This is a genomic window from Variovorax palleresanus, assembly GCF_051144945.1.
Taxonomy (GTDB): domain Bacteria; phylum Pseudomonadota; class Gammaproteobacteria; order Burkholderiales; family Burkholderiaceae_C; genus Variovorax; species Variovorax paradoxus_S.
Genome location: NZ_JBJNVP010000002.1, coordinates 3,067,494 through 3,089,758, shown reverse-complemented (window position 1 = coordinate 3,089,758; position 22,265 = coordinate 3,067,494). Strand labels below are relative to the sequence as shown.

General features: G+C 67.7%; 18 protein-coding genes. 8 read left to right on the top strand and 10 right to left on the bottom strand.

Annotated features, from left to right (window positions below; all coding sequences use genetic code 11):
* Positions 1–8: 8 nt before the first annotated feature.
* The gene (locus ACJ7Z0_RS18420; protein WP_434790984.1) at positions 9–1,484 is read right to left on the bottom strand and encodes an FAD-dependent oxidoreductase; all 1,476 of its coding nucleotides are present in this window, start codon (positions 1,482–1,484) and stop codon (positions 9–11) included.
* Positions 1,485–1,631: 147 nt separating this feature from the next.
* On the opposite strand from ACJ7Z0_RS18420, the gene ACJ7Z0_RS18415 reads away from it, so the two are divergent.
* The 6 genes from ACJ7Z0_RS18415 (at position 1,632) to ACJ7Z0_RS18390 (ending at position 13,003) form a co-directional block, all read left to right on the top strand.
* Entirely contained in the window at positions 1,632–3,317 is a 1,686-nt protein-coding gene (locus ACJ7Z0_RS18415) for an alpha-amylase family glycosyl hydrolase (RefSeq protein ID WP_434790983.1), read from the top strand.
* A 5-nt stretch (positions 3,318–3,322) separates the two neighbouring features.
* Complete coding sequence (glgB, locus tag ACJ7Z0_RS18410; protein WP_434790982.1) at positions 3,323–5,494, top strand: 1,4-alpha-glucan branching protein GlgB; 2,172 nt, start codon at positions 3,323–3,325, stop codon at positions 5,492–5,494.
* Positions 5,495–5,498: 4 nt separating this feature from the next.
* Positions 5,499–7,577, top strand: coding sequence for a glycogen debranching protein GlgX (gene glgX / locus ACJ7Z0_RS18405; RefSeq protein WP_434790981.1), 2,079 nt, complete (start codon positions 5,499–5,501; stop codon positions 7,575–7,577).
* An 86-nt stretch (positions 7,578–7,663) separates the two neighbouring features.
* On the top strand, positions 7,664–8,968 hold the full coding sequence (gene glgC / locus ACJ7Z0_RS18400; RefSeq protein ID WP_434790980.1) for a glucose-1-phosphate adenylyltransferase: 1,305 nt from the start codon (positions 7,664–7,666) through the stop codon (positions 8,966–8,968).
* 17 nt (positions 8,969–8,985) lie between these two features.
* On the top strand, positions 8,986–10,467 hold the full coding sequence (gene glgA, locus ACJ7Z0_RS18395; protein WP_434790979.1) for a glycogen synthase GlgA: 1,482 nt from the start codon (positions 8,986–8,988) through the stop codon (positions 10,465–10,467).
* Between the two features lie 52 nt (positions 10,468–10,519).
* Positions 10,520–13,003: a glycogen/starch/alpha-glucan phosphorylase gene (locus ACJ7Z0_RS18390; protein ID WP_434790978.1), complete on the top strand. Its 2,484-nt coding sequence runs from the start codon at positions 10,520–10,522 to the stop codon at positions 13,001–13,003.
* A gap of 30 nt (positions 13,004–13,033) precedes the next feature.
* Here the strand turns inward: ACJ7Z0_RS18390 and ACJ7Z0_RS18385 are convergent, their stop codons facing one another.
* Positions 13,034–13,477, bottom strand: coding sequence for an Lrp/AsnC family transcriptional regulator (locus tag ACJ7Z0_RS18385; protein ID WP_369653640.1), 444 nt, complete (start codon positions 13,475–13,477; stop codon positions 13,034–13,036).
* Between the two features lie 134 nt (positions 13,478–13,611).
* Between ACJ7Z0_RS18385 and ACJ7Z0_RS18380 the strand changes: the two genes are divergently transcribed.
* On the top strand, positions 13,612–14,514 hold the full coding sequence (locus ACJ7Z0_RS18380) for a DMT family transporter (protein WP_434790977.1): 903 nt from the start codon (positions 13,612–13,614) through the stop codon (positions 14,512–14,514).
* Positions 14,515–14,533: 19 nt separating this feature from the next.
* Here ACJ7Z0_RS18380 and ACJ7Z0_RS18375 read toward each other — a convergent pair whose 3' ends face one another.
* The 4 genes from ACJ7Z0_RS18375 to ACJ7Z0_RS18360 form a co-directional block, all read right to left on the bottom strand.
* A complete protein-coding gene (locus ACJ7Z0_RS18375; RefSeq protein WP_431125501.1) occupies positions 14,534–15,013 on the bottom strand; it encodes an ExbD/TolR family protein in 480 nt (159 codons plus the stop codon).
* Positions 15,014–15,033: 20 nt separating this feature from the next.
* A complete protein-coding gene (locus ACJ7Z0_RS18370; protein ID WP_434790976.1) occupies positions 15,034–15,741 on the bottom strand; it encodes a MotA/TolQ/ExbB proton channel family protein in 708 nt (235 codons plus the stop codon).
* Positions 15,742–15,751: 10 nt separating this feature from the next.
* Positions 15,752–16,576: a 4-hydroxy-tetrahydrodipicolinate reductase gene (gene dapB, locus ACJ7Z0_RS18365; RefSeq protein WP_434792685.1), complete on the bottom strand. Its 825-nt coding sequence runs from the start codon at positions 16,574–16,576 to the stop codon at positions 15,752–15,754.
* A 134-nt stretch (positions 16,577–16,710) separates the two neighbouring features.
* Positions 16,711–17,271, bottom strand: coding sequence for an outer membrane protein assembly factor BamE (locus ACJ7Z0_RS18360; protein WP_431125505.1), 561 nt, complete (start codon positions 17,269–17,271; stop codon positions 16,711–16,713).
* 88 nt (positions 17,272–17,359) lie between these two features.
* On the opposite strand from ACJ7Z0_RS18360, the gene fur reads away from it, so the two are divergent.
* A complete protein-coding gene (gene fur, locus ACJ7Z0_RS18355; protein WP_055800769.1) occupies positions 17,360–17,779 on the top strand; it encodes a ferric iron uptake transcriptional regulator in 420 nt (139 codons plus the stop codon).
* A 13-nt stretch (positions 17,780–17,792) separates the two neighbouring features.
* Here fur and hprK read toward each other — a convergent pair whose 3' ends face one another.
* From hprK to ACJ7Z0_RS18335, 4 genes are all read right to left on the bottom strand, one after another.
* Complete coding sequence (gene hprK / locus ACJ7Z0_RS18350) at positions 17,793–18,752, bottom strand: HPr(Ser) kinase/phosphatase (RefSeq protein WP_093020694.1); 960 nt, start codon at positions 18,750–18,752, stop codon at positions 17,793–17,795.
* A gap of 82 nt (positions 18,753–18,834) precedes the next feature.
* Positions 18,835–19,302 carry a PTS sugar transporter subunit IIA gene (locus ACJ7Z0_RS18345; RefSeq protein ID WP_055800763.1) on the bottom strand — a complete coding sequence of 156 codons (468 nt, stop codon included), beginning with the start codon at positions 19,300–19,302 and terminating at the stop codon, positions 18,835–18,837.
* Positions 19,303–19,486: 184 nt separating this feature from the next.
* Entirely contained in the window at positions 19,487–19,816 is a 330-nt protein-coding gene (hpf, locus tag ACJ7Z0_RS18340; protein ID WP_012745566.1) for a ribosome hibernation-promoting factor, HPF/YfiA family, read from the bottom strand.
* 339 nt (positions 19,817–20,155) lie between these two features.
* Positions 20,156–22,252 (bottom strand): ATP-dependent helicase, encoded by a 2,097-nt coding sequence (locus ACJ7Z0_RS18335; protein ID WP_434790975.1) that lies wholly within the window; start codon positions 22,250–22,252, stop codon positions 20,156–20,158.
* Positions 22,253–22,265 lie beyond the last annotated feature (13 nt).

Below are 22,265 nucleotides of genomic sequence, written 5' to 3'. Positions count from 1 at the left end.
TCTGCAATTCAGGTCCGTTCGGCGGGCGGCGGCGCGGGCACCCATTCGTCGCCGAACAGTTCGGGCTCGCTGTAGGCCTCGAGGTTGGCGAAGTGGTGCTCGAAGTCTTCGCGGTAGAACAGGCTGGCCACGCCGCTCGCGAGCCGCCTGGCGCCTTCGCTGATCGCGGGAATGTCGCCCGACACCGTGCCGTGCGACAGGGCCGCGGGGTAGCAGAAGCAATGGATGCGGTCGAGCCCCGGGCATTCGCCCGCCGCGCGCGGCTGGAATTCGAACGCCGGCCCGAGATCGGGCGAATCGGCCAGTTCCTGATCTTCGTCGCCGGGCGCCGGCACGAAGCGGTCTTTCCACGTGCGCACGTGCGACGCAATGGCGTCGAACTCGGGACGGCCGTTCCAGTCGATCTTGAAGCCGGTCGAGACAATGAGAAAGTCGAACACGAACTCGCCCTTGGGCGTGGCCACGCGCATCGACGTGCCCTGCGGCTCGATTGAGAGCACGGGGCAGCCGAAGTTGAAGAACGCGTTCGGAAACCGGGAGACGCGAAGCGTGCTGCCATGCGGCGGCGGCACGTTCGCCACGTTGATGTAGTGGCGGATGCGCCACTTGAACTCATCGGGCAGGTCGTAGTGGCCCTGCGTCAGGCCCGGCACGCCGGCGCCCTTGCCCTTGTTGACGCGCGGCAGGTCGGGCCGGCGGATCAGCAGTTCGACGCTGTGCGCGCCGGCCTCCAGTGCGGTGGCCGCGCTGTCCATGGCCGACGAGCCCGCGCCGATCACGCCCACGCGCAGCCCGGCCAGCCTGCCGTAGTCCATGGCGTCGGACGAGTGCGCCCATTGCGAGCGCGGCAGCGCGTTGACAAAGGCGGGAACGGCGGGGCCGCCAAGGCCATCGCGGCCGGTGGCAAGAACGACGCGGCGTGCCAGCACCTGCTGCGTTCCGGCGGGGGTGCGCAGTTCCAGCCGCACCAGCGCCGCATCGGGCAGCGGCCGAATCCCGGTGACGGCGGTGTCGTTGCGCACGTCCACGTTCATCACGCGGCGGTACCAGGACAGGTAGTCCATCCACTGGAGACGCGGGATCTTGTCCATCGCCTCCCAGGCCTCGGCACCGAACTGGGCCTCGAACCATGCACGGAAGGTCAGCGCGGGCAGGCCCAGCGCCGGCCCGGTCAGTTCCTTGGGGGAACGCAGGGTTTCCATGCGCGCCGTGGTGGCCCACGGGCCTTCGTTGCCCGCCGGCGAGCGGTCGAAGACGACGGCCCGGATGCCTTGCTGCGCCAGGGCCGCGGCGGCCGCCAGGCCCGCCTGCCCACCGCCGATGATGGCCACGTCCAGCACCGGCTGGCCCGCGTGCTCGCGAACGGGCAGCCAGGCGCGCGCGGGCCAGCCGAGGCACTCCAGGTCCTTGGCAAGCCGCTGCTCGAGCGCGGCAAGGCCTTCTGCCGATGGAGAAAGTGCGGGGGAAGCGGAGTCGGTGGTCATCTTGCGGAAACGGAACTGAAAGCCAGGGTTCACATTCTGGAAACCCGCGCCCAGTGTAGAAAGCTTTTTGAGGAGCGCCGGCCGAGCCTTGCATGGATCGGGCCCGGATCTCGCATGCCACAATGATTTTCAGACCACAGGGACAGCATGCGCAGCAATCACGGCAGCAACAGCGAATGGTGGCGCGGCGCGGTGATCTACCAGATCTACCCGCGCAGCTTCATGGACAGCAACGGCGATGGTATCGGCGACCTTCCCGGCATCACTTCACGGCTCGAGCACGTCGCGGGCCTGGGGGTCGATGCGATCTGGGTGTCGCCCTTCTTCCGCTCGCCGATGAAGGACTTCGGCTACGACGTGGCCGACTACCGCGACGTCGATCCGATCTTCGGCACCCTGGCCGATTTCGATGAAATGCTGGCGCGCGCCCATGCGCTGGACCTGAAGATCATCATCGACCAGGTGCTCTCGCACACCTCCGACGAGCACGCCTGGTTCGCCGAAAGCCGCGCGAGCCGCGACAACCCCAAGGCCGACTGGTACGTGTGGGCCGACCCGCGGCCCGACGGCACGCCGCCCACCAACTGGCTCTCGGTCTTCGGCGGCTCGGCCTGGCAATGGGATTCGCGCCGCCGGCAGTACTATCTGCACAGCTTCCTCAAGGAACAGCCCGACCTGAACTTCCATTGCGCCGAGGTGCAGGAAGCCTTGCTGGGCGAAGTGCGCTTCTGGTGCGAGCGTGGGGTGGACGGCTTCCGCTTCGACGCCTGCAACCACCAGTTCCACGACGCGCTCTTGCGCGACAACCCGCCGGCCAGCGCCGCATCGGTCGATGAAGTGAGCACCGTCCGGGCCGACAACCCCTACGCGATGCAGCAGCACCTGTACGACAAGAGCCAGACGGAGAACCTGCTCTTTCTCGAAAACCTGCGCCAGCTCCTCGACGGCTACGGCGCCGTCGCGCTCGGCGAGGTGGGCGACGAGAATGCGCCGCCGGTGATGGCGCAGTACACCGAACTGGGCAGGCGCCTGCATCTGGCCTACAGCTTCAGCCTGCTGACGGCCGAGCACAGCGCCAGCCATCTGCGCCACCAGGTCGAGACGCTCGACCATGCCCTCGCGCCCACGGGCGGCTGGGGCTGCTGGGCCGTGTCCAACCACGACGTGCCGCGCGTGGCCACGCGCTGGAGCGGCGGTGCGTCCGAAGACACCCGGCGCGACCGGCTCTGGCTCACACTGCTGCTCACGCTGCGCGGCAGCGCCAGCATCTACCAGGGCGAGGAACTGGGCCTGCCCGAGGCCGAGGTGCCGTTCGAACTGCTGCAAGACCCGTACGGCCGCGCGTTCTGGCCCGAGTTCAAGGGCCGCGACGGCTGCCGCACGCCCATGCCCTGGAAGGCGGACGAGCTGCACGCCGGCTTCACCACCGGCGGGCCGTGGCTGCCGGTCCACGGCCGCCACTTGCCGCTGGCCGTCGACCGACAGACCAGCGACCCCGACTCGATGCTCGTGTTCAGCCGTGCACTGCTGCGCTGGCGCCGCAGCCAGCCGCTGCTGCGCACGGGCAGCATCACCTTCTTCGATGCGCCCGAGCCGGTGCTGTGGTTCGAGCGGCGCGACGGGAAGCGGTCGCTGCAGGCGATCTTCAACCTCGGGGGCGAGTCCGTGTCGGTCGCGCTGCGCGAGCCGCTAGAGCCGCTGCCGGGCCATCCGCATCCACCGTCGGCCGACGCGCGCCTGCAGGCCGATGGCGAAAAAAGGCGCATGCTGAGGCTGGCGCCCTACGGCGTCTTTTTCGGTCGACCCGCTGGCGAAGAAGAACAACGGATTTGAAGGACATGCCCCCGATGCAACTGCCCGAACGCGAAGTCCACGCGCTGATGCGCGCCGAGCATGGCGATCCGTTCGCGGTGCTGGGTCCTCACGAGACACGCGACGGGCTGGCAGTGCGCGCGCTCTTGCCCGGCGCGCAGAGCGTGGCCGTGATGCACACGCGCACGGGCTGGCCGCTGTCCGTGCTGTCGCGGCATGAAGGCTCCGACCTGTTCACGGGCCTCGTGCCGGCGGCCGAGGCGCTGCTGGGCTATTCGTTCCAGGTCGACTGGGGCACGCACACCTCGCGGCTCGACGACCCCTACCGCTTTCCTTTCGTGCTCGGCGACACCGACGTGTGGCTGCTGGCCGAGGGCACGCACCTGCGGCCCTGGGAGCGGTTGGGCGCGCATCTGCGCGAGATCGACGGCGTGAAGGGCGTGGCCTTTGCGGTCTGGGCGCCCAATGCGCGGCGCGTGTCGGTGGTCGGCGACTTCAACAACTGGGACGGCCGGCGCCACATGATGCGGCTGCGCCGTGAATGCGGCGTGTGGGAAATCTTTGCGCCGCAGGTGGCCACGGGCGACAGCTACGAGTTCGAGATTCTCTCGGCGGAGGGCGAGGTGCTGCGCAAGGCCGACCCCTTCGCCTTCTCCGCGCGCCTGCGGCCCGAAACGGCCTGCGTGGTGGCGCCGCTGCCCGCGCCGGTGGCCATGCCGCCCGAGCGCGCCGCCGCCAACGGCCGCCATGCGCCGATGAGCATCTACGAAGTGCACCTGGGCTCGTGGCGGCGCAAGAACGGCCATGAATGGCTGGACTACCGCGAGCTGGCCGACACGCTGGTGCCCTACGCGCGCGACATGGGCTTCACGCACATCGAGCTGCTGCCGGTGAGCGAGCACCCGTTCGACGGCTCATGGGGCTACCAGCCCATCGGTCTGTATGCACCCACCTCGCGCTTCGGGACGCCCGGCGACTTTCGGCATTTCGTCGAAGCCGCGCACGCCGCGGGGCTGGGCGTGATCCTCGACTGGGTGCCCGCGCACTTTCCCACCGATGCGCACGGCCTGGGTCGCTTCGACGGCACCGCGCTGTATGAATACGCCGATCCGCGCGAAGGCTTCCACAACGACTGGAAGACGCTCATCTTCAACTACGGCCGCACGGAGGTGCGCAACTACCTGGTCGGCAATGCGCTCTACTGGCTCGAGCGCTATGGCGTGGATGGCCTGCGCGTCGATGCGGTGGCCTCCATGCTCTACCGCGACTACAGCCGCAAGCCCGGCGAATGGGTGCCCAACGCATACGGCGGGCGCGAGAACCTCGAGGCCATCGACTTCTTGCGCCGCATGAACCGCGTGGTGGGCGTGGAGCGCCCGGGCGCCGTCACGCTGGCCGAGGAGTCGACCAGTTTCCCCGGCGTGACGCGGCCGCCCGAAGACGGCGGGCTGGGCTTTCACTACAAATGGAACATGGGCTGGATGAACGACACGCTGGCCTATGCCGGCACCGACCCGGTCCATCGCAAGCACCATCACCAGCAGATCACTTTCGGGCTGATGTATGCGCACAGCGAGAACTTCGTGCTGCCGCTCTCACACGACGAAGTGGTGCACGGCAAGGGCTCGATGTTCGGGCGCATGCCCGGCGACGAGTGGCAGAAGTACGCGGGGCTGCGCAATCTCTACGGCTACCTCTGGGCCTACCCCGGAAAAAAGCTGCTGTTCATGGGTGGCGAATTCGCCCAGGGGGCCGAATGGAACGCCGACCGCAGCCTCGATTGGCACCTGCTGGAGCACGCGTCGCACCAGGGCGTGCGGCGGCTGGTGCGCGACCTGAACAACGTGTACCGGCACTTCCCCGCGCTGTACGAGCTGGACACAGAAAGGGCCGGCTTCGAGTGGATCGTGCACGACGACTGGGAGCAGTCGGTGTTCGCCTTCGTGCGAAAGGCCCGCGACGGCTCCTTCGTGGTGGCCGTGTGCAACTTCACGCCGCTGCCGCGGCATGGCTACCGGCTCGGGGTGCCCGCCGCGGGCGCGTACCGCGAAGCCATCAACACCGATGGCGCGGTGTACGGCGGCAGCGGCGTGGGCAATGGCGTGGTCCAGAGTTTGCCGGCTCCCTGGCACGGCAAGGACCATTCGATTTCCATCAGCGTGCCACCGCTGGCGACCGTGATGTGGGTGCTGGCCTGACACGATGCTGAACACGGGTGCTCCCTTTCCCCTTGGCGCGACGCTCTCGCCGAATGGCGTGAACTTCGCGCTCGTCGCGCCGAACGCCGAGGCCGTCGAGCTCTGCCTGTTCGACGGCACGGGACAGCACGAGCAGCAGCGCATCCGGCTGCCTGCTTTCACCGATGGCGTCTGGCACGGCCTGCTGCCGAGCGGACGCGCCGGGCTGGTCTATGGCTATCGCGTGCACGGCCCGTGGGCGCCGCACGCGGGGCAGCGCTTCAACGCCGCCCGGGTGCTGCTCGATCCGCATGCGCGCGAGATCGTCGGCCGCTACGACGGCAGCGATCTGTTCCTGGGGCACGACCCTGCCGATCCGCATCAGCGGAACACGCGCGACAACGGCGCCGTCGCGCTCAAGGCCCGCGTGGCGTTGCCCGCCGGCAGCTCGGCCGTACCGGGCCATGCCCGTATCGCGGCCGGAGACCGCGTGCTTTACGAACTGCACGTGCGCGGGCTGACGCGCCTGCATCCCGGCGTGCCCGCCGCCTTGCGCGGCACCTACGCTGGCCTCGCCGAACCCATGGTGCTCGACCATCTGCAGCGCCTCGGCGTCACCACGCTGAGCCTGATGCCGGTGCAGCACCGGGCCGACGAACAACGGCTGCTCCGCATGGGGCTCAGCAACTACTGGGGCTACAACACCGTCGGCTGGTTCGCGCCCGAGGCACGCTACTGGAGCGGCCGCGCCGGCACCACGCCAGCGAGCGAGTTCCGCGCCATGGCCGACGCGGTGCATGCGCGCGGCATGGAGCTGGTGATCGACGTGGTCTACAACCACAGCGCCGAGACCGACGAGTTCGGCCCCACGCTCTCGCTGCGCGGCATCGACAACGCGCTGTACTACCACCTGCGCTCCGACGACCGCGCGCTCTATGCCAACTGGACCGGCTGCGGCAATTGCCTCAACCTGGCCGAGCCGCGCGTGCTGCAACTGGTGATGGACAGCCTGCGCCACTGGACCTGCGAGCTCGGCGTCGACGGCTTCCGCTTCGACCTTGCGCCGGTGCTGGGGCGGGGCACGAGCGGCGATTTCGATCCGCGCGCGCCCTTCTTCGCGGCCGTTGCGCAAGACCCTGTGCTGTCTCGCACGCTGCTGATCGCGGAGCCCTGGGACATCGGGCCGGGCGGCTACCGGCTCGGCGAATTCCCGCCGGGCTGGCTCGAATGGAACGACCGCTACCGCGACACGCAGCGCGGCTTCTGGCTGCGGCAAGGGCGCGACGGCGCCACCGGCCTGGGCGACTTCGCGCACCGCTTCACTGCGTCGAGCGCGCAGTTCGCCCACCATGGCCGCGCACCCACGGCCAGCGTCAACTTCATCACCGCGCACGACGGCTTCACGCTGCGCGACCTGCTGAGCTACGAAAAGCGGCACAACCTGGCCAACGGGGAGCACAACCGCGACGGCCATGCCCACAACCTGAGCAACAACTGCGGCATCGAAGGGCCGACCGACGACCCCGCCGTGCAGGCCGAGCGCAGCCGGCTGCAGCGCGCACTGCTCGCCACCCTGCTGCTCTCGCAGGGCACGCCCATGCTGCTGGCGGGTGACGAGCTCGGCCACAGCCAGCAGGGCAACAACAACGCCTATTGCCAGGACAACGAAACCACGTGGCTCGCATGGATCGGCACCCACGACGCCGCCAGCGAAGCCGCGCACCTGAGCGCCTTCGTGGCCCGGCTCATTGCGCTGCGCCGGGAAGCGCCCGCCCTGCGCAGCACGCACTGGTGGCCGGCCGAACCGCCCGAGGGAGCGGCGGGCATCCGCTGGCTGCGGCCGGACGGCGCGCCGATGCAGGGGGCCGACTGGAACGGCGGCACGGCACTTGCAATCCATTTCGAAGCCCCGGTCACGAACGAGGGCCACTGGCTGGTGCTGGTGAACGCGGGGCCGGAGGCCATGTCTTTCGCGCTGCCCGCGGGCGCCTGGCAGTGCCGGCTGGCGACCGATCCGGCGCTGGACCCCGGCGCCGCCTCGCAGGCGCCCCAGGCCGGCACGGTAAAAGTACCTCGTTCAGGCCTCTGGATTGCAAGAAGGTAGGAGCCAGCCGCGCGGGGCGGTGCTAGGCTGATCGCGAAACCCTGACGACGAAACCGAACGAACCGAAGAACGAACGGAGACACAAGATGGACAACAACAGCAGCACCACGCCGCAGGCGCCCCTGCAGGCGCATCAACTGGTCCGCCGCACCATCGCACTGGTGCTGGCCGGCGGACGCGGCTCCCGCCTCAAGCAGCTGACCGACCGGCGCGCCAAGCCGGCGGTGTACTTCGGCGGCAAGTTCCGCATCATCGACTTCGCGCTTTCGAACTGCCTCAACTCGGGCATCCGCCGCATGGCCGTGGTCACGCAATACAAGTCGCACTCGCTCATGCGCCACCTGCAGCGCGGCTGGAGCTTCCTGCGCGCCGAGCTCAACGAAATGGTCGACGTGCTGCCCGCGCAGCAGCGCACGGGCGACGAGCACTGGTACCGCGGCACGGCCGATGCGGTGTTCCAGAACCTGGACATCATCCAGACCCGCTCGACCCGGCACGACTACGTGGTGGTGCTGGCCGGCGACCACATCTACAAGATGGACTACTCGATCATGGTCAAGGACCACGCCGAGCGCGGCCTGGGCTGCACGGTCGGCTGCATCGAGGTGCCGCGCATGGAGGCCACGGCCTTTGGCGTGATGGCCATCGACGACGGCCGCCAGATCACCGCCTTTCTCGAAAAGCCGGCCGATCCGCCCGCCATGCCGGGCCACCCCGACGTGGCGCTGGCCAGCATGGGCATCTACGTGTTCGATTCCGAATACCTCTACCAGCTGCTCGAGGAAGACGCCGCCAACCCGAATTCGAGCCACGATTTCGGCAAGGACATCATTCCGCGCGCGGTGGCGCAGGGCCGCGCGCTGGCGCATCCCTTCGGCATGTCGTGCGTCACGCGGGCCTCGCGCGGGCCAGGCGCCAAGGCCTACTGGCGCGACGTGGGCACGATTGATGCATTCTGGGCAGCCAACCTCGATCTGGCCTCGATCACCCCCGAACTCGACATCTATGACACAGACTGGCCCATCTGGACCTACCAGCGGCAGTTGCCGCCGGCCAAGTTCGTGCTCGATCGCGACGGCAAGCACGGCATGACCGTCAACACCATCGTCTCGGGCGGCTGCATCGTCTCGGGCTCCAAGGTCAGCAGTTCGGTGCTGTTCTCGGGCGTACGCATCCATTCGTTCTGCGAAATCAACGAGGCCGTGCTGCTGCCCGACGTGGAAGTCGGCCGCGGCTGCAAGCTCAACCGGGTGGTGATCGACCGCGGCTGCGTCATTCCCGACGAGATGGTCATCGGCGAAGACGCCGAGGCCGATGCCGCGCACTTCGAGCGCACCGAGGCCGGCGTGGTGCTGGTCACGCGCGAGATGCTCAAGCGACTGGCCGCCTGAGGCCGCACCGTCCCACGATGCGAATACTCCAGGTCAGCGCCGAACTTTTTCCCCTGCTCAAGACCGGCGGCCTTGCCGACGTGGCCGGTGCCTTGCCGATCGCCCTCATGGCGGCCGACCAGGACGCGCGGGTGCTGCTGCCGGGCTTCCCGGCCATCCTGGCGGGCCTGCGCGAGCCGGCGCCGGTGGCCGAGTTCGACGCGCCCTGGGGCGAGCGCTTCGTGCTGCGCGCGGGCCGCATCGTCATCGACGGCAACCCGCCGATCCCCGCCTACGTGATCGACGCACCGGCGCTGTACGACCGGCCCGGCAATCCCTACGAAGACACCACACGCCAGCCCTATGGCGACAATCACCGGCGCTTCGCGCTGCTGGGCTGGGCGGCGGCGCTGCTTGCACAGGGGCTCGATCCATCGTGGCGGCCCGAGGTCGTGCATGCGCACGACTGGCATGCGGGCCTCGCGCCGGCCTACCTGCACTTTGCGCGCGAGGCCGGTGCGCCCCATGTCGGCAGCGTGTTCACCGTGCACAACCTGGCCTACCAGGGCATCTCCGCGCCCTGGAACTTCGTCGATCTCGGCCTGCCCGCGCCGGCCTTCCACATGGACGGACTCGAATACCACGGCCAGCTGTCGTTCATGAAGGGCGGCCTCTACTATGCAGACCGCCTGACCACCGTGAGCCCGACCTACGCGCGCGAGATCCAGACACCCGAGCAGGGTTTCGGCCTGGACGGCCTGCTGCGGCTGCGCGGCGACGCGCTCACGGGCATCCTCAATGCGGTCGACGACCAGGTCTGGAATCCGTCCACCGATGCAGCGCTTGTTCAGGGCTTCCACACGCCCGAAGGCCGCCACATGGCCGGCAAGGCGCGCTGCAAGGCGGTGCTGCAACACCAGTTGGGCCTGGCCGAACGCGCCGACGCGCCGCTTTTCATCCTCGTGAGCCGGCTCACCGAGCAGAAGGGCCTGCGCCTGGTGCTCGGCGGCCTCGACGCGCTGATCGCCCAGGGCGGCCAGCTGGCGCTGCTGGGCAGCGGCGACGCCCGGCTGGAGCATGCTTTCCGCGAGCGCGCGGCAGCGGCGCCGCAGTCGGTCAGCGTCACCATCGGCTACAACGAAACGCTGGCGCACCAGCTCTTCGGCGGCGGCGACGTGACGCTGGTGCCATCGCTCTTCGAACCCTGCGGCCTCACGCAGATGTATGGCCTGAAATACGGCTGCCTGCCGCTGGTGCGTCGCGTCGGCGGCCTGGCCGATACGGTGGTCGACTGCACGCTCGAAGACATCGCCAGCGGCGACGCCACCGGTTTTGTCTTCGACCGTTTCGACGACGCTGACTACGGCCGTGCGCTGCGTCGTGCCTTCGCGCTTTACCAGCACGCGCCAGACTGGCGCCGCGTGCGCGGCACTGCCATGCGGCGCCCGGCCGATTGGGCCACCGCGGCGGCCCAGTACATCGAGGTCTACCGGCAGGCGCTCGAGCCAGCCGGCACCTGATCTGCACCACGGCGCCACAACCCCTGAACCCCACAACCTTTCATCGAAGCCCATGACCATCAAAGACTTCGCCTACGACCATCCCGACCGCGACGTGGCCGCGTTCAAGCGCGCAGTCGCCAACAAGCTCATCTATGCCGTCGGCAAGGACCCCGTCGCCGCCAGCCAGGACGACTGGCTGCACGCCACGGCGCTCGCGGTGCGCGACCAGCTGGTCGAGCGCTGGATGGCGACCACGCGCGCCAACTATGCGCAGGACCTGAAGCGCGTCTACTACCTCTCGATGGAGTTCCTGATCGGGCGCACCTTCACCAATGCGCTGCTGGCGGTCGACCTCTACGACACCGTGCGCGATGCGCTGGCCGACTTCGGCGTCGACGTGGCGGCGCTGGCCGAGCGCGAGCCTGACGCGGCGCTCGGCAACGGCGGCCTCGGCCGGCTCGCGGCCTGCTTCCTCGACTCCATGGCCACGCTCGGCGTGCCAGGCATGGGCTACGGCATCCGCTACGAATACGGCATGTTCCGCCAGCGCATCGTCGACGGCCAGCAGGTCGAGACGCCCGACTACTGGCTCACGCGCGGCAACCCCTGGGAGTTCCAGCGGCCCGAGGTGAACTACCGCGTGCGCTTCGGCGGCCACGTGCAAAGGCGCGAGGGAAAGAACGCCCCCTACGGCGCGGCCGACTGGGTCGACACGCACGATGTGCTGGCCGTGGCTTACGACACCATCATTCCGGGCTACGGCACACAGGCCACCAACACCTTGCGGCTCTGGTCGGCGCGGGCCACCGAAGAAATCGACCTCTCGGCCTTCAACCGCGGCAACTACATGGCGGCGGTGGAGAGCAAGAACCACTCCGAGAACGTCTCGCGCGTGCTCTACCCGGACGACTCCACGCCCTCGGGCCGCGAGCTGCGGCTGCACCAGGAGTATTTTTTCTGCAGCGCGAGCATGCAAGACCTGCTGCGCCGCTACCTGCGCAACCACAAGACCTTCGACCAGCTGGCCGAGAAGGTCAGCATCCACCTGAACGACACGCACCCGGTGCTCGCGGTGCCCGAGCTCATGCGCCTGTTGCTCGACGAGCACGGCCTGGCGTGGGACGTGGCGTGGACCCACACGCAGAAGGTGTTCAGCTACACCAACCACACGCTGATGCACGAGGCGCTGGAAACCTGGCCGGTCGAGATGCTCGGCCGCATCCTGCCGCGGCACCTGCAGATCATCTACGACATGAATGCGAAGTTTCTCGCGGCCGTGACGCAGAAGGCGGGAAACGACGTCGAGCTGCTGCGCCGGCTGTCGCTGGTCGACGAAGCGGGCGAGCGCCGCGTGCGCATGGCCTACGTGGCGGTGCTCGCAAGCCACTCGATCAACGGCGTGTCGGGCCTGCATTCGGAACTCATGAAGCAGTCGATCTTTGCCGACTTCGCGAAGATCTTTCCCGAGCGCTTCAACAACAAGACCAACGGCGTCACGCCGCGGCGCTGGCTCGCGCAGGCCAACCCGCCGCTCGCCGGCCTGCTCGACCAGCGGCTGGGCAAGGGCTGGCGGCGCGACCTCTCGCAGCTCGAGGCGCTGCGGCCGATGGCGGCCCAGCCCGCCTTCGCGCGCGCCTTCAGGCATGCCAAGCGCGAGAACAAGCTGCGGCTGGCCAACTGGGTGGAGCAGCACATGGATATCGTGGTCGACACCGACGCAATGTTCGACGTGCAGGTGAAGCGCATCCACGAGTACAAGCGGCAGCTGCTCAACGTGCTGCACGTGATCACGCGCTACCACCGCATCCTCGATGCGCAGGCGGCGGGCGGGCCGATCGACATCGTGCCGCGCGTGGTGGTGTTCGCGGGCAAGGCCGCCTCGGCCTACCAGATGGCGAAGCTCGTGATACGGCTGATCAACGACGTGGCCAAAACCATCAACAGCGACACGCGCGTGGGCAAGCTGCTGAAGGTGGTGTTCCTGCCCAACTACAGCGTGAGCCTGGCCGAGGTGATCATGCCCGCGGCCGACCTGTCGGAGCAGATCTCGACGGCCGGCACTGAGGCCTCGGGTACCGGCAACATGAAGTTCGCGCTCAATGGCGCACTCACCATCGGCACGCTCGACGGCGCCAACGTGGAAATGCGCGACAACGTGGGCGCCGAGAACATCTTCATCTTCGGCAACACCACGCCCGAAGTGGCCGACATCCGCGCGCACGGCTACCAGCCGCGCGACATCTACGAAGAGAACGCCGAACTCAAGCGCGTGCTCGATGCGATTCGCGATGGGGAGTTTTCCGCCGGCGAGCCCTCCCGCTACCAGGGCATCTACGACGCGCTGGTGAACTGGGGCGACCACTACCTGCTGCTGGCCGACTACGCGAGCTATGTCGCGAAGCAGGCCGAAGTCGATGCGCTCTACCGCGACCCGGATGCCTGGACGCACATGGCCATCCTGAACGTGGCGGGCATGGGCGCGTTCTCGTCGGACCGCACCATTGCGCAGTACGCGCACGAGATCTGGCACACCAAGCCGGTGGTGCTCGGCTGACCACGCGGCGTTGCGGCGCCGGCCGGTGCTTCAGCCGATGCGCAGCGGCGGCGCCCGCCGCCGTATCGGCTGCGTCTTGACGATGGCCGTGTGCGTCTCGGCCTTGTCGACGATGCGGTCCAGCACCTGGTCGAGCTGCTCGATGGAGCGCACGAACAAGCGCGCGATGTAGCAGTCTTCGCCCGTGACCTTGTCGCACTCGCTGAATTCGGGCGTGCTTTCGATCAATGCCTGAACGGCATGCAGGTGGCCGGGCAAGGGCCGGATGCGAACGATGGCCTGCAGCTGGTAGCCCAGCGCCTTGGGATCGATCTCGACCGTGTAGCCGCGGATGACCCGGCGCTCTTCGAGCCGCCGAAGGCGCTCCGAGACACTTGGCGAAGACATGCCGACCCGGGCCGCCAGGTCTTTCAGCGAGATGCGCGCATCCTGCTGCATGACCTCGAGAATCTTTTGTTCGACTTCGTCCAGCATTTTTTCGATCCTTTGGCGATATCGCGGCCCCGCCTTGTTTTGTGAGCCTCGAATGGATTCTTCCCTTCGAAAAATCATAGGCTCGATGCGGCTTCGATGGCAACCTGAGACTTGCTCCAACAAGACCCCGGATCATGCAAAGACAACTGCGCGGCGCGCTCGAGATGAGTGCGGCCATGGTCATTTCCGGAACCATCGGCTGGTTCGTCATCCGCTCGGGCCAGCCGCTGGTCGACCTGCTGTTCTGGCGCTGCGCTTTCGGCGCTGCCACGCTGCTCGCGGTCTGCGCCGCGCTCGGCCTTCTTCGCAGGCGGCTGCTGACGCTTCGCGTGGTGGCGCTGGCCGCCTTGGGCGGCGCTGCGCTGGTGCTCAACTGGCTGCTGATCTTCGCGTCGTTCTCGCATGCGTCGATTTCCATCGCAACGGCGGTCTACAACACCCAGCCCTTCATGCTGGTGGGTCTCGGCGCGCTGTTCTTCTCGGAGCGATTGACGGCGACCAAGCTGGGCTGGCTGGGCATTGCGTTTGCCGGCGTCCTGCTGATTGCCGAGGCCAAGCCGGGTGGCGGCGCCAACGGTGCCTCGTATTTCCTGGGCATCCTGATGGCCCTGGGCGCTGCGTTTTTCTATGCCATTGCGGCCGTCGTCGCCAAGCAGCTCGACGGCACGCCACCTCACCTGATCGCGCTGGTACAGGTCTGTGTGGGCATCGTGCTGCTCGCCCCGTTCGCCAACCTGGCAGAGCTGCCCACGGATGCGGGCGTGTGGGGCACGCACCTGGCCATGGGCGTCGTCTACACCGGGCTCGTCTTCACGCTGCTCTATGGAGCGATCCAGAAGCTTCCGACGCACATGGCCGGCGCGCTGTCCTTCATCTATCCCGTGGTGGCCATCGGCGTGGATTACCTGGCGTTCGGCCAGCGGCTGCATCCCGCGCAGCTTTTCGGCGCGACCGCGATCCTGCTGGCGGCCGCGGGCATGACGCTGGGCTGGACGCTACCGGGTCTGAAGAAGCGCGAAGCCCCGGCGCCCGATTGAATCGATCGCCCTTTTGGCTTCAGCGCGGATTCGGCGGTGCCGGGTTTGCGGCACCCGCATCGGTCACGAACCCGATGCGGCTCAAGCCTGCCTTGTTGGCAATGCCCATCAGCGCCACCACCCTGCCGTAGGGCACGGTCTGGTCGGCGCGCAGCTGAACTTCAGTGTCCTTGCTGTCGGCCGCGGCTTTCTGCAGGCGGGCGGCCAGCTCTTCGTCGGTAACCGCCTGGTCGTTGAAGAAGATCTTGCCCGAGGCATCGACCGACACGCTCACGAACTTGGGCGTGTCGTTGGGCTGGCCGGCGTCGGTCTGCGGCAGGTCGAGCTTGATCGAACTGGCCATCAGCGGCGCGGTGATGATGAAGATCACCAGCAGCACCAGCATCACGTCGACCAGCGGCGTGACGTTGATGTCGGACAGCGGCCGCTGTCCACCGGCGCCCGTCGCGCGCCCTCCGCCAGCGGCACTGCTGCCCAGCGAGGTGCGACCGAAGGCCATGGCTCTGCGCTCCGCCGGGGTTAGGCCGAGACCGGCATGGGCCGCGCGGGCGGCGGCGCAGCGGGTACCGGCGCGCTGCCGAAGCTGCCGAGCAGGTCGTGCGCAAAGCCCTCGAGCTCGGCTTCGATGCGGCCGATGACGCGGCCGAAGACGTTGTAGGCCAGCACGGCCGGAATGGCCACGGCCAGGCCGAACGCCGTCATCACCAGGGCCTCGCCCACGGGGCCGGCCACCTTGTCGATGGTGAAGCCGCCGGTCTGGCCGGCAATGCCCGACAGCGCGCCGTAGATGCCCCACACGGTGCCGAGCAAACCCACGAAGGGCGCGGTGGCGCCGACGGTGGCCAGCAGGATCTGGCCGGACTGCAGTCGCCGCAGCGCGCCGTGCAACGCGCCGCGCAGGGCTCGCGTGAGCCGCTGGTTGCGATCGCCGGTGGTGCCGCCGAGCGTTGCACCGCCTGCCTCTGCAGTTGCCGCATTCTTGATGGCGCTTACCGCAGGCCCCACCAGCGTGGCGCGGTCGAAGGCCTTGAGCCGCTGCTCCGCATCGGTGAGCGTGGCCGATTGCCAGAACGCGGCAATGCTGCGCAGCACGTCGCGCGTGCCGCCGCGCAGCAGCCAGGCCTTCCAGAGAATCACCACCCAGCTGGAGATCGACATCGCCAGCAGCAGCGCCGCCACTGAACGACTGACGCCGTCGCCCTGGGTCAGCAGTTCGAGCACGCTCATCGGGTTTGTTTCAGCGCAGGCCGAGCACGTCGAACATGTCGAACAGGCCTGCCTTCTGGCCGGCCAGGAAGCGCACCGCACGCAGCGCGCCCTCGGCGTAGGTGACGCGGCTGGCCGACTTGTGGGTGATTTCGATGCGCTCGCCGGTGCCCGCGAACAGCACGGTGTGGTCGCCGACGATGTCGCCGCCGCGAATGGCGGAGAAGCCGATGGTGGAAGGGTCGCGCGCGCCGGTGATGCCTTCGCGTGCGTAGACCGCGCATTCCTTCAGGTCGCGGCCCAGCGCCTCGGCGATGACCTCGCCCATCTTGAGCGCGGTGCCCGAGGGCGCATCGACCTTGTGGCGGTGGTGCGCCTCGATGATCTCGATGTCGTAGCCGGTCGACAGCGCCTTGGCGGCCATTTCGAGCAGCTTGAAGGTGACGTTGACGCCCACGCTCATGTTGGGCGCCATCATGATCGCGATGTCCTTCGCGATTTCGGCGATCTCGGCCTTCTGCTCGTCGCTGAAGCCGGTGGTGCCGATGACCGCCTGCACGCCCAGTTCGCGGCAGATGGCGAGGTGCGCGAGCGTGCCTTCGGGACGGGTGAAGTCGATCAGCACCTGCGCGTCCTGCAGGCCGGTGCGCAGGTCGGACACGATGGGCACGCCGCTCGTGAAGCCGAGGAACGCGGCCGCATCGGCGCCGATGGCGTTGCTGCCCGCCACGTCGAGCGCGCCGGCCAGGCGGCAATCGGGCGCCTCGCGCACTGCCTCGATCAGCATGTGGCCCATGCGGCCCGACGCTCCCGCGATCGCGATGCGCCGGAGGGCAGGCGTGGAAGACTCGGAAATGGAAGAAGAAGAGGAAGAAATGGTTTCAGTCACGCGGATTCAGCCTTCGAAATGGGGCATGGAGACCGGGACGCGCCCGCCCGACTCGACGGGTGAGCCCGCCCTCGCTCGCTCGTTCGCTGTCTGGCGCGTGCTCAGCGCGCCGCTTCGAGCGGGGGGTATGCGGCCGGCAACGGCGGCAGGTTGGTGGCCGTCGTGGTGGCGTCGGCCTTCTTGGCGTCTTCCTTGGGCGTAAATTTCTTGAGCTCTTCTTCCGACGCCTCGAGCGGCGGAACCTTGCCGCTCTTCTTGCGGGTGTCGAGCGTGGCGACGAATTCTTCTTCGCTGGGCATCGAGTCGCCTTCGTAGCGGTCGAGCAGCTCGCCCTTGAAGAAGACGGTCAGGCGGCGTTCCTGCGGATCGACGCCCTGGCGCTTGATCGTGAAGACGTAGTCCCAGCGATCCTTGTGGAAGACATCGGTCAAGAGCGAGGTGCCGAGAATTTCACGCACCTGCTGGCGCGACATGCCGGGCTTGAGCGCCTCGACCTGTTCCTTGGACACGAAATTTCCCTGGACCACTTCGACCTTGTAGGGCGTGATGGCCGACAGCGCACCACGCGTGCGGTCGCTGAAGCCGCTGCAGGCGCCGAGGCAGAACGTCGCGGCGACGGCCGCAGCCAGCAGCCAGGGACGGCGTTGGAGAATGGCAGGCATGGGAGAAAAGGGGGGTAGCGATATGATCGGCCATTGTAGCGGCTGGCCCTTTTAGGGCCCATCCGCAGCCCAGGGCGCAGGAACCATCATGGCCAACATCGACGAACTCAAGAATACCGGCCTCAAGGCCACATTGCCACGCCTGAAGATCCTCGAGATCTTCCAGACCGGCAGCCAGCGCCACATGACGGCCGAAGACGTGTTTCGCGTGCTTTTGAACGAGCACTCCGACATCGGCCTGGCCACGGTCTACCGCGTGCTGACCCAGTTCGAGCAGGCCGGCATCCTGGAGCGCAGCCATTTCGAAAGCGGCAAGGCGGTGTACGAGCTCAACGAAGGCACGCACCACGACCACCTGATCTGCACGTCGTGCGGCAAGGTCGAGGAGTTCTACGACGCCGAAATCGAGCGCCGCCAGCAGATGATTTCAAAGGACAAGGGCTGGATCCTGCAGGATCACGCCATGTCCCTCTACGGCCTGTGCGGCGACTGCGCGAGCAAAAGGTAGCGGCAAACGCCCCTCAGTCCCCGTCGCGGCCGTTTTCCATGGCCTTGTGGTGGCGCGCCACGAAATCGGCATAGGTGTCGATGCCGCGCAGCTGCAGGATCGAATTGCGCACCGCCGCTTCCACCAGCACGGCGATGTTGCGGCCGGCCACCACCTGGATGATGACCTTGCGCACCGGGATGCCCAGCACGTCCTGCGTGAGCGGCGCCGAGGGCATGCGCTCGTAGTCGCGCTCGAAGCTGTCGCGCCGCACCAGGTGCACGATGAGCTTGAGCCGCATCTTCCGGCGCACGGCCGTCTCGCCGAAGATGGCGCGGATGTCGAGCAGGCCGATGCCGCGCACTTCCAGCAGGTTGAGCAGCAGGTCGGGGCAGCGCCCCTCGATGGTGTTCTGGTTGATGCGGTAGAGGTCGACCGCGTCGTCGGCAACCAGCCCGTTGCCGCGCGAGATCAGCTCCAGCCCGAGTTCGCTTTTGCCGAGCCCCGATTCGCCGGTGATCATGACCCCCATGCCCAGGATGTCCATGAACACCCCGTGCATCGAGGTGCGTTCCGCGAAATGCTTGGACAGGTAGGCCCGCAGCAGGTCGATCACGAAGGCCGAAGACTCGCGGGTGGCGAACAGCGGCAGCTGGGCGCGCTCGCAAATCGATAGCAACTCGTCCGGCGCGGCCTGGCCGTCGGCGAGCACCAGCATCGGCGGTTCGAGCGTGACGATGCGGGCGATGCGACGCGCGCAGTCTTCCTGGCTGCCGCGCGTCAGGTAGGTCACCTCGCGGGCACCGAGGATCTGAACGCGATAGGGATGGATGTAATTGAGGTAACCGACCAGATCGGCAGCCGACTGGGCGCGGCTGATGACCTCGGGGTCGAATTGGCGTTCGGAAGCACCCAGGCCGGCGAGCCATTCCCAGCGGAGCGATCCGCGGAATTCCTCGAACATGGCGTCGGCACTGATGACGGTCGGCTTCATGCGTAGGGGAGTCGGCGCTCAGCGCCCAGTTTGGAGCAGCCCAGAATACCGCGAAGCGGCTCTGCCGGGGCGACGACCACCTCTACGCGACCTGCGTCGATTGCCAGTTGGCAATGAGTCCGTGCAGCGCAGCCGCATCGGTGCTCGACTTGATCTGCTCGCGCAGACCGGCGTCGCTCAGCAATTCGGCAATTTCGGAGAGGATTTCGAGGTGTTTCTGCGTGGCCGCTTCGGGCACCAGCAGGAAGATCAGCAGCCCGACGGGCTGCTCGTCCGGCGCATCGAACCCGATGGGGTTGGCGAGCTGGAAGACCGCGGCCATCGGCGCCTTCAGGCCCTTGATGCGGCCATGCGGAATGGCAACCCCGTGCCCGAGACCGGTGGAACCGAGGCGCTCGCGCGCAAACAGGCTGTCGGTGATCAGGGCGCGGCCGAGGCCATGAAGGCTTTCGAACAGCAAGCCCGCTTCTTCGAAAGCACGCTTCTTGCTGGTAGCGTCAACGCTCACAAGCACTTGAGCGGGCGGCAGGATGGACGCGAGGCGATTCATGGTGGGGGAAGTCGGGGGCGATTATGCACCCGCTTGGTAAAAACCCCAATCCTGTTACTTACTTTTAGGCTACATGTTGCCCAGAGGCCTCGCGGCGCCGGGGCGCAAGAACAAAAACCGGGCAACAAAAAGCCGCCCGAAGGCGGCTTGTCGCAGGGGCCGCGAAGCCCTTGCCCGTGGCTACCTACATCACGCGCTTGGGTGCCGCGTGATGGTGGTCCTGCAGACGGTCCTTGTGGCGCACCACTTGGCGGTCGAGCTTGTCGACCAGTTCATCGACCGCAGCGTAGAGATCAGCGTGGCTCGACTCCGCGAACATGTCATTGCCCTTGACGTGAATGTTGCATTCCGCCCGTTGGCGGCGTTCCTTTTCCTTCTGCTTTTCCACCGTGAGGAGCACCTTCACATCGACCACCTGGTCGAAGTGCCGTGTGATCCGATCCAGCTTGCTCGTGACGTAAGTCCGCAAAGCAGGTGTGACGTCGAGGTGATGACCGCTGATCGTCAAATTCATGAATGACCTCCTGAGAATTGACGGTTGGGAAAATGACCCCGCTCCGGAATGAAGCGTGGCCGGCGAAATCAGATGTGGGTCGGGGGGAGAAGAGAAAAGAGGGGAAAGGAAAAGAGGGGAAAGAGGGGAGGAAAGAGGCAAGGTCGATTCACTATGCCCAAGCTGTCACGGTATTGCAATAGTCGGGCTTTCCACCGGGGCATGCGCAAGCGGCCCGGCGCCACTTCGCTACAGCTTCCATAGCTGCCGGCGCACGCGGGCCCGCCGCTGCGGCGCTTTGGCAGCAAGTGTTTCAGTGCGTCACCAGCGGTGACCCTGCCAGGCGGAGGGCCTGCGGTTTCAGCTCCAGGCGGCGCGCATGCGGTTGCGCAGATCGATCACGGCGGCCGGTGGCGGCACGGCGGGTGCACGCGCGGGCGGCGCGGGCCAGGTCTGCTGTTCGAAGCCCGCAAGATCCGCCTCGGTGATGAAGCGCGTGCGGTTGGCGTACAGATGGCGGTCTCCCCGCACGGCCTGCTGCGTCACGTAGAAACGCTGCGGCACCAGCAGGTGCAGATGGTCGCGTGCGCGGGTCATCGCCACGTAGAGCAGCCGCCGTTCCTCTTCGAGTTCATGCGCGCCCTGCGCCACGTCGGCCGGCAGGCAGCCGTCGACCACGTTGAGCACATGCACGGAGTTCCATTCCTGCCCTTTCGCCGAGTGGATGGTGGAAAGGATGAGGTAGTCCTCGTCGAGCGAGGGCGGGCCCGGCCGGTCGCTCGTCGCCTCGGGCGGATCGAGCGTGAGCTCGGTCAGGAAGCGCTCGCGCGAGGCATAGCCCGACGCCAGCCGCGCCAGCTGCTCGACGTCGCCGCGCCGCACGCCGGAAGGGTCGTCGTAGAGCCGCTCGAGATGCGGCAGGTACCAGCGCACCGCCAGTTCCACGTCGGCCGGCCATGCCAGCGCAGGCGCGCACAGCGCCGCGTAGGCCTCGGCGAACACCGCCCATTCGGCGCGCGCGGCCGAGGGCGGCACGAACTCGCGCACCGCCGCCACCGGGTCGGCCGCCTGGTCCATGGCGTCGAGCAGCCGCGCGCCCGTGGCGGGCCCGATGCCCGGGATGAGCTGCGTGACGCGAAAACCCGCCATGCGGCCGCGCGGGTTTTCGGCAAAGCGCAGCACCGCGAGCAGGTCCTTCACATGCGAGGCCTCGAGGAACTTGAGGCCGCCGTATTTCACGAACGGGATGTTGCGGCGGGCCAGCTCGAGTTCGAGCGGCGCACTGTGCGTGGAAGCGCGAAACAGCACCGCTTGCGACTTGAGCGCGAGGCCGCCCTCGCGGTGCGCCAGCACCTTGTCGGCCACCCAGACCGCCTGCTGCGCCTCGTCGGGCACCAGCACCAGTTGGGGCCTGCCCGCCGAGGGCTTGTCGGTCCAGAGGGTCTTGGCATGCCGCTCGGCGGCCTGCGCGATGACCCGGTTCGAGACGTCGAGGATCGGCTGCGTGGAGCGGTAGTTGCGCTCCAGCGTGACCACCCGCGCGGCCTGCGAAAACTGCAACGGAAAGTCGAGGATGTTACGCACCGTTGCGCCGCGAAACGAGTAAATCGACTGCGCGTCGTCGCCCACCACCGTCACGCCCCGGCCATCGGGCTTGAGCGCAAGAAGAATCGAGGCCTGGAGCAGGTTGGTGTCCTGGTACTCGTCGACCAGCACGTGGTCGAAACGCGCGCCGACCAGTCCGGCGAGCGCCGGCTCGGCCACCATGCCGGCCCAATAGAGCAGCAGGTCGTCGTAGTCGAGCACGTTCTGCTGCTGCTTGGCCTCCACGTAGGCGCCGAACAGGCGCTTGAGCTCGGCCTCCCATTCTGCGCACCACGGAAAAGCTTCCGCAAGCACATCGGCCAGCGGGGCGCGCGTGTTGACGCAGCGCGAGTAGATCGAAAGGCAGGTGCCCTTGCGCGGAAAACGGTTCACGCTCGACGACAGGCCGAGCTCGTGCCGCACCAGGCCCATCAGGTCCTCGGCGTCGCCGCGGTCGTGGATCGTGAAGTGGTCGTCGAGGCCGATGTGCGCGGCGTACTCGCGCAGCAGGCGCGCCCCGATGCCGTGGAAGGTGCCGGCCCACGGCAGCGCGGGTGGCTTTTCTGACTTGAGTCCGAGGACGCGCGCCAGCACTTGGCCCGCGCGGCGCTCCATTTCAAGCGCCGCGCGGCGCGAGAAGGTCAAAAGCAGCAGGCGCTGCGGGTCGACGCCGCCGGCGATCAGGTGCGCCACCCGGTGCGCCAGCGTGCTGGTCTTGCCGGAGCCCGCACCGGCAATCACCAGCAGCGGACGTTCGTCCAGGTGTTCGACCGCGGCGCGCTGCTCGTCGTTGAGCGTAGAGAGCGCCGCGGCCAGGCGCTCGGCCTGGGTGGCACCGGCGGCGGAAAAAACAGGGAGCGCAGCGGTCTGCATGGCCGCAACTTTA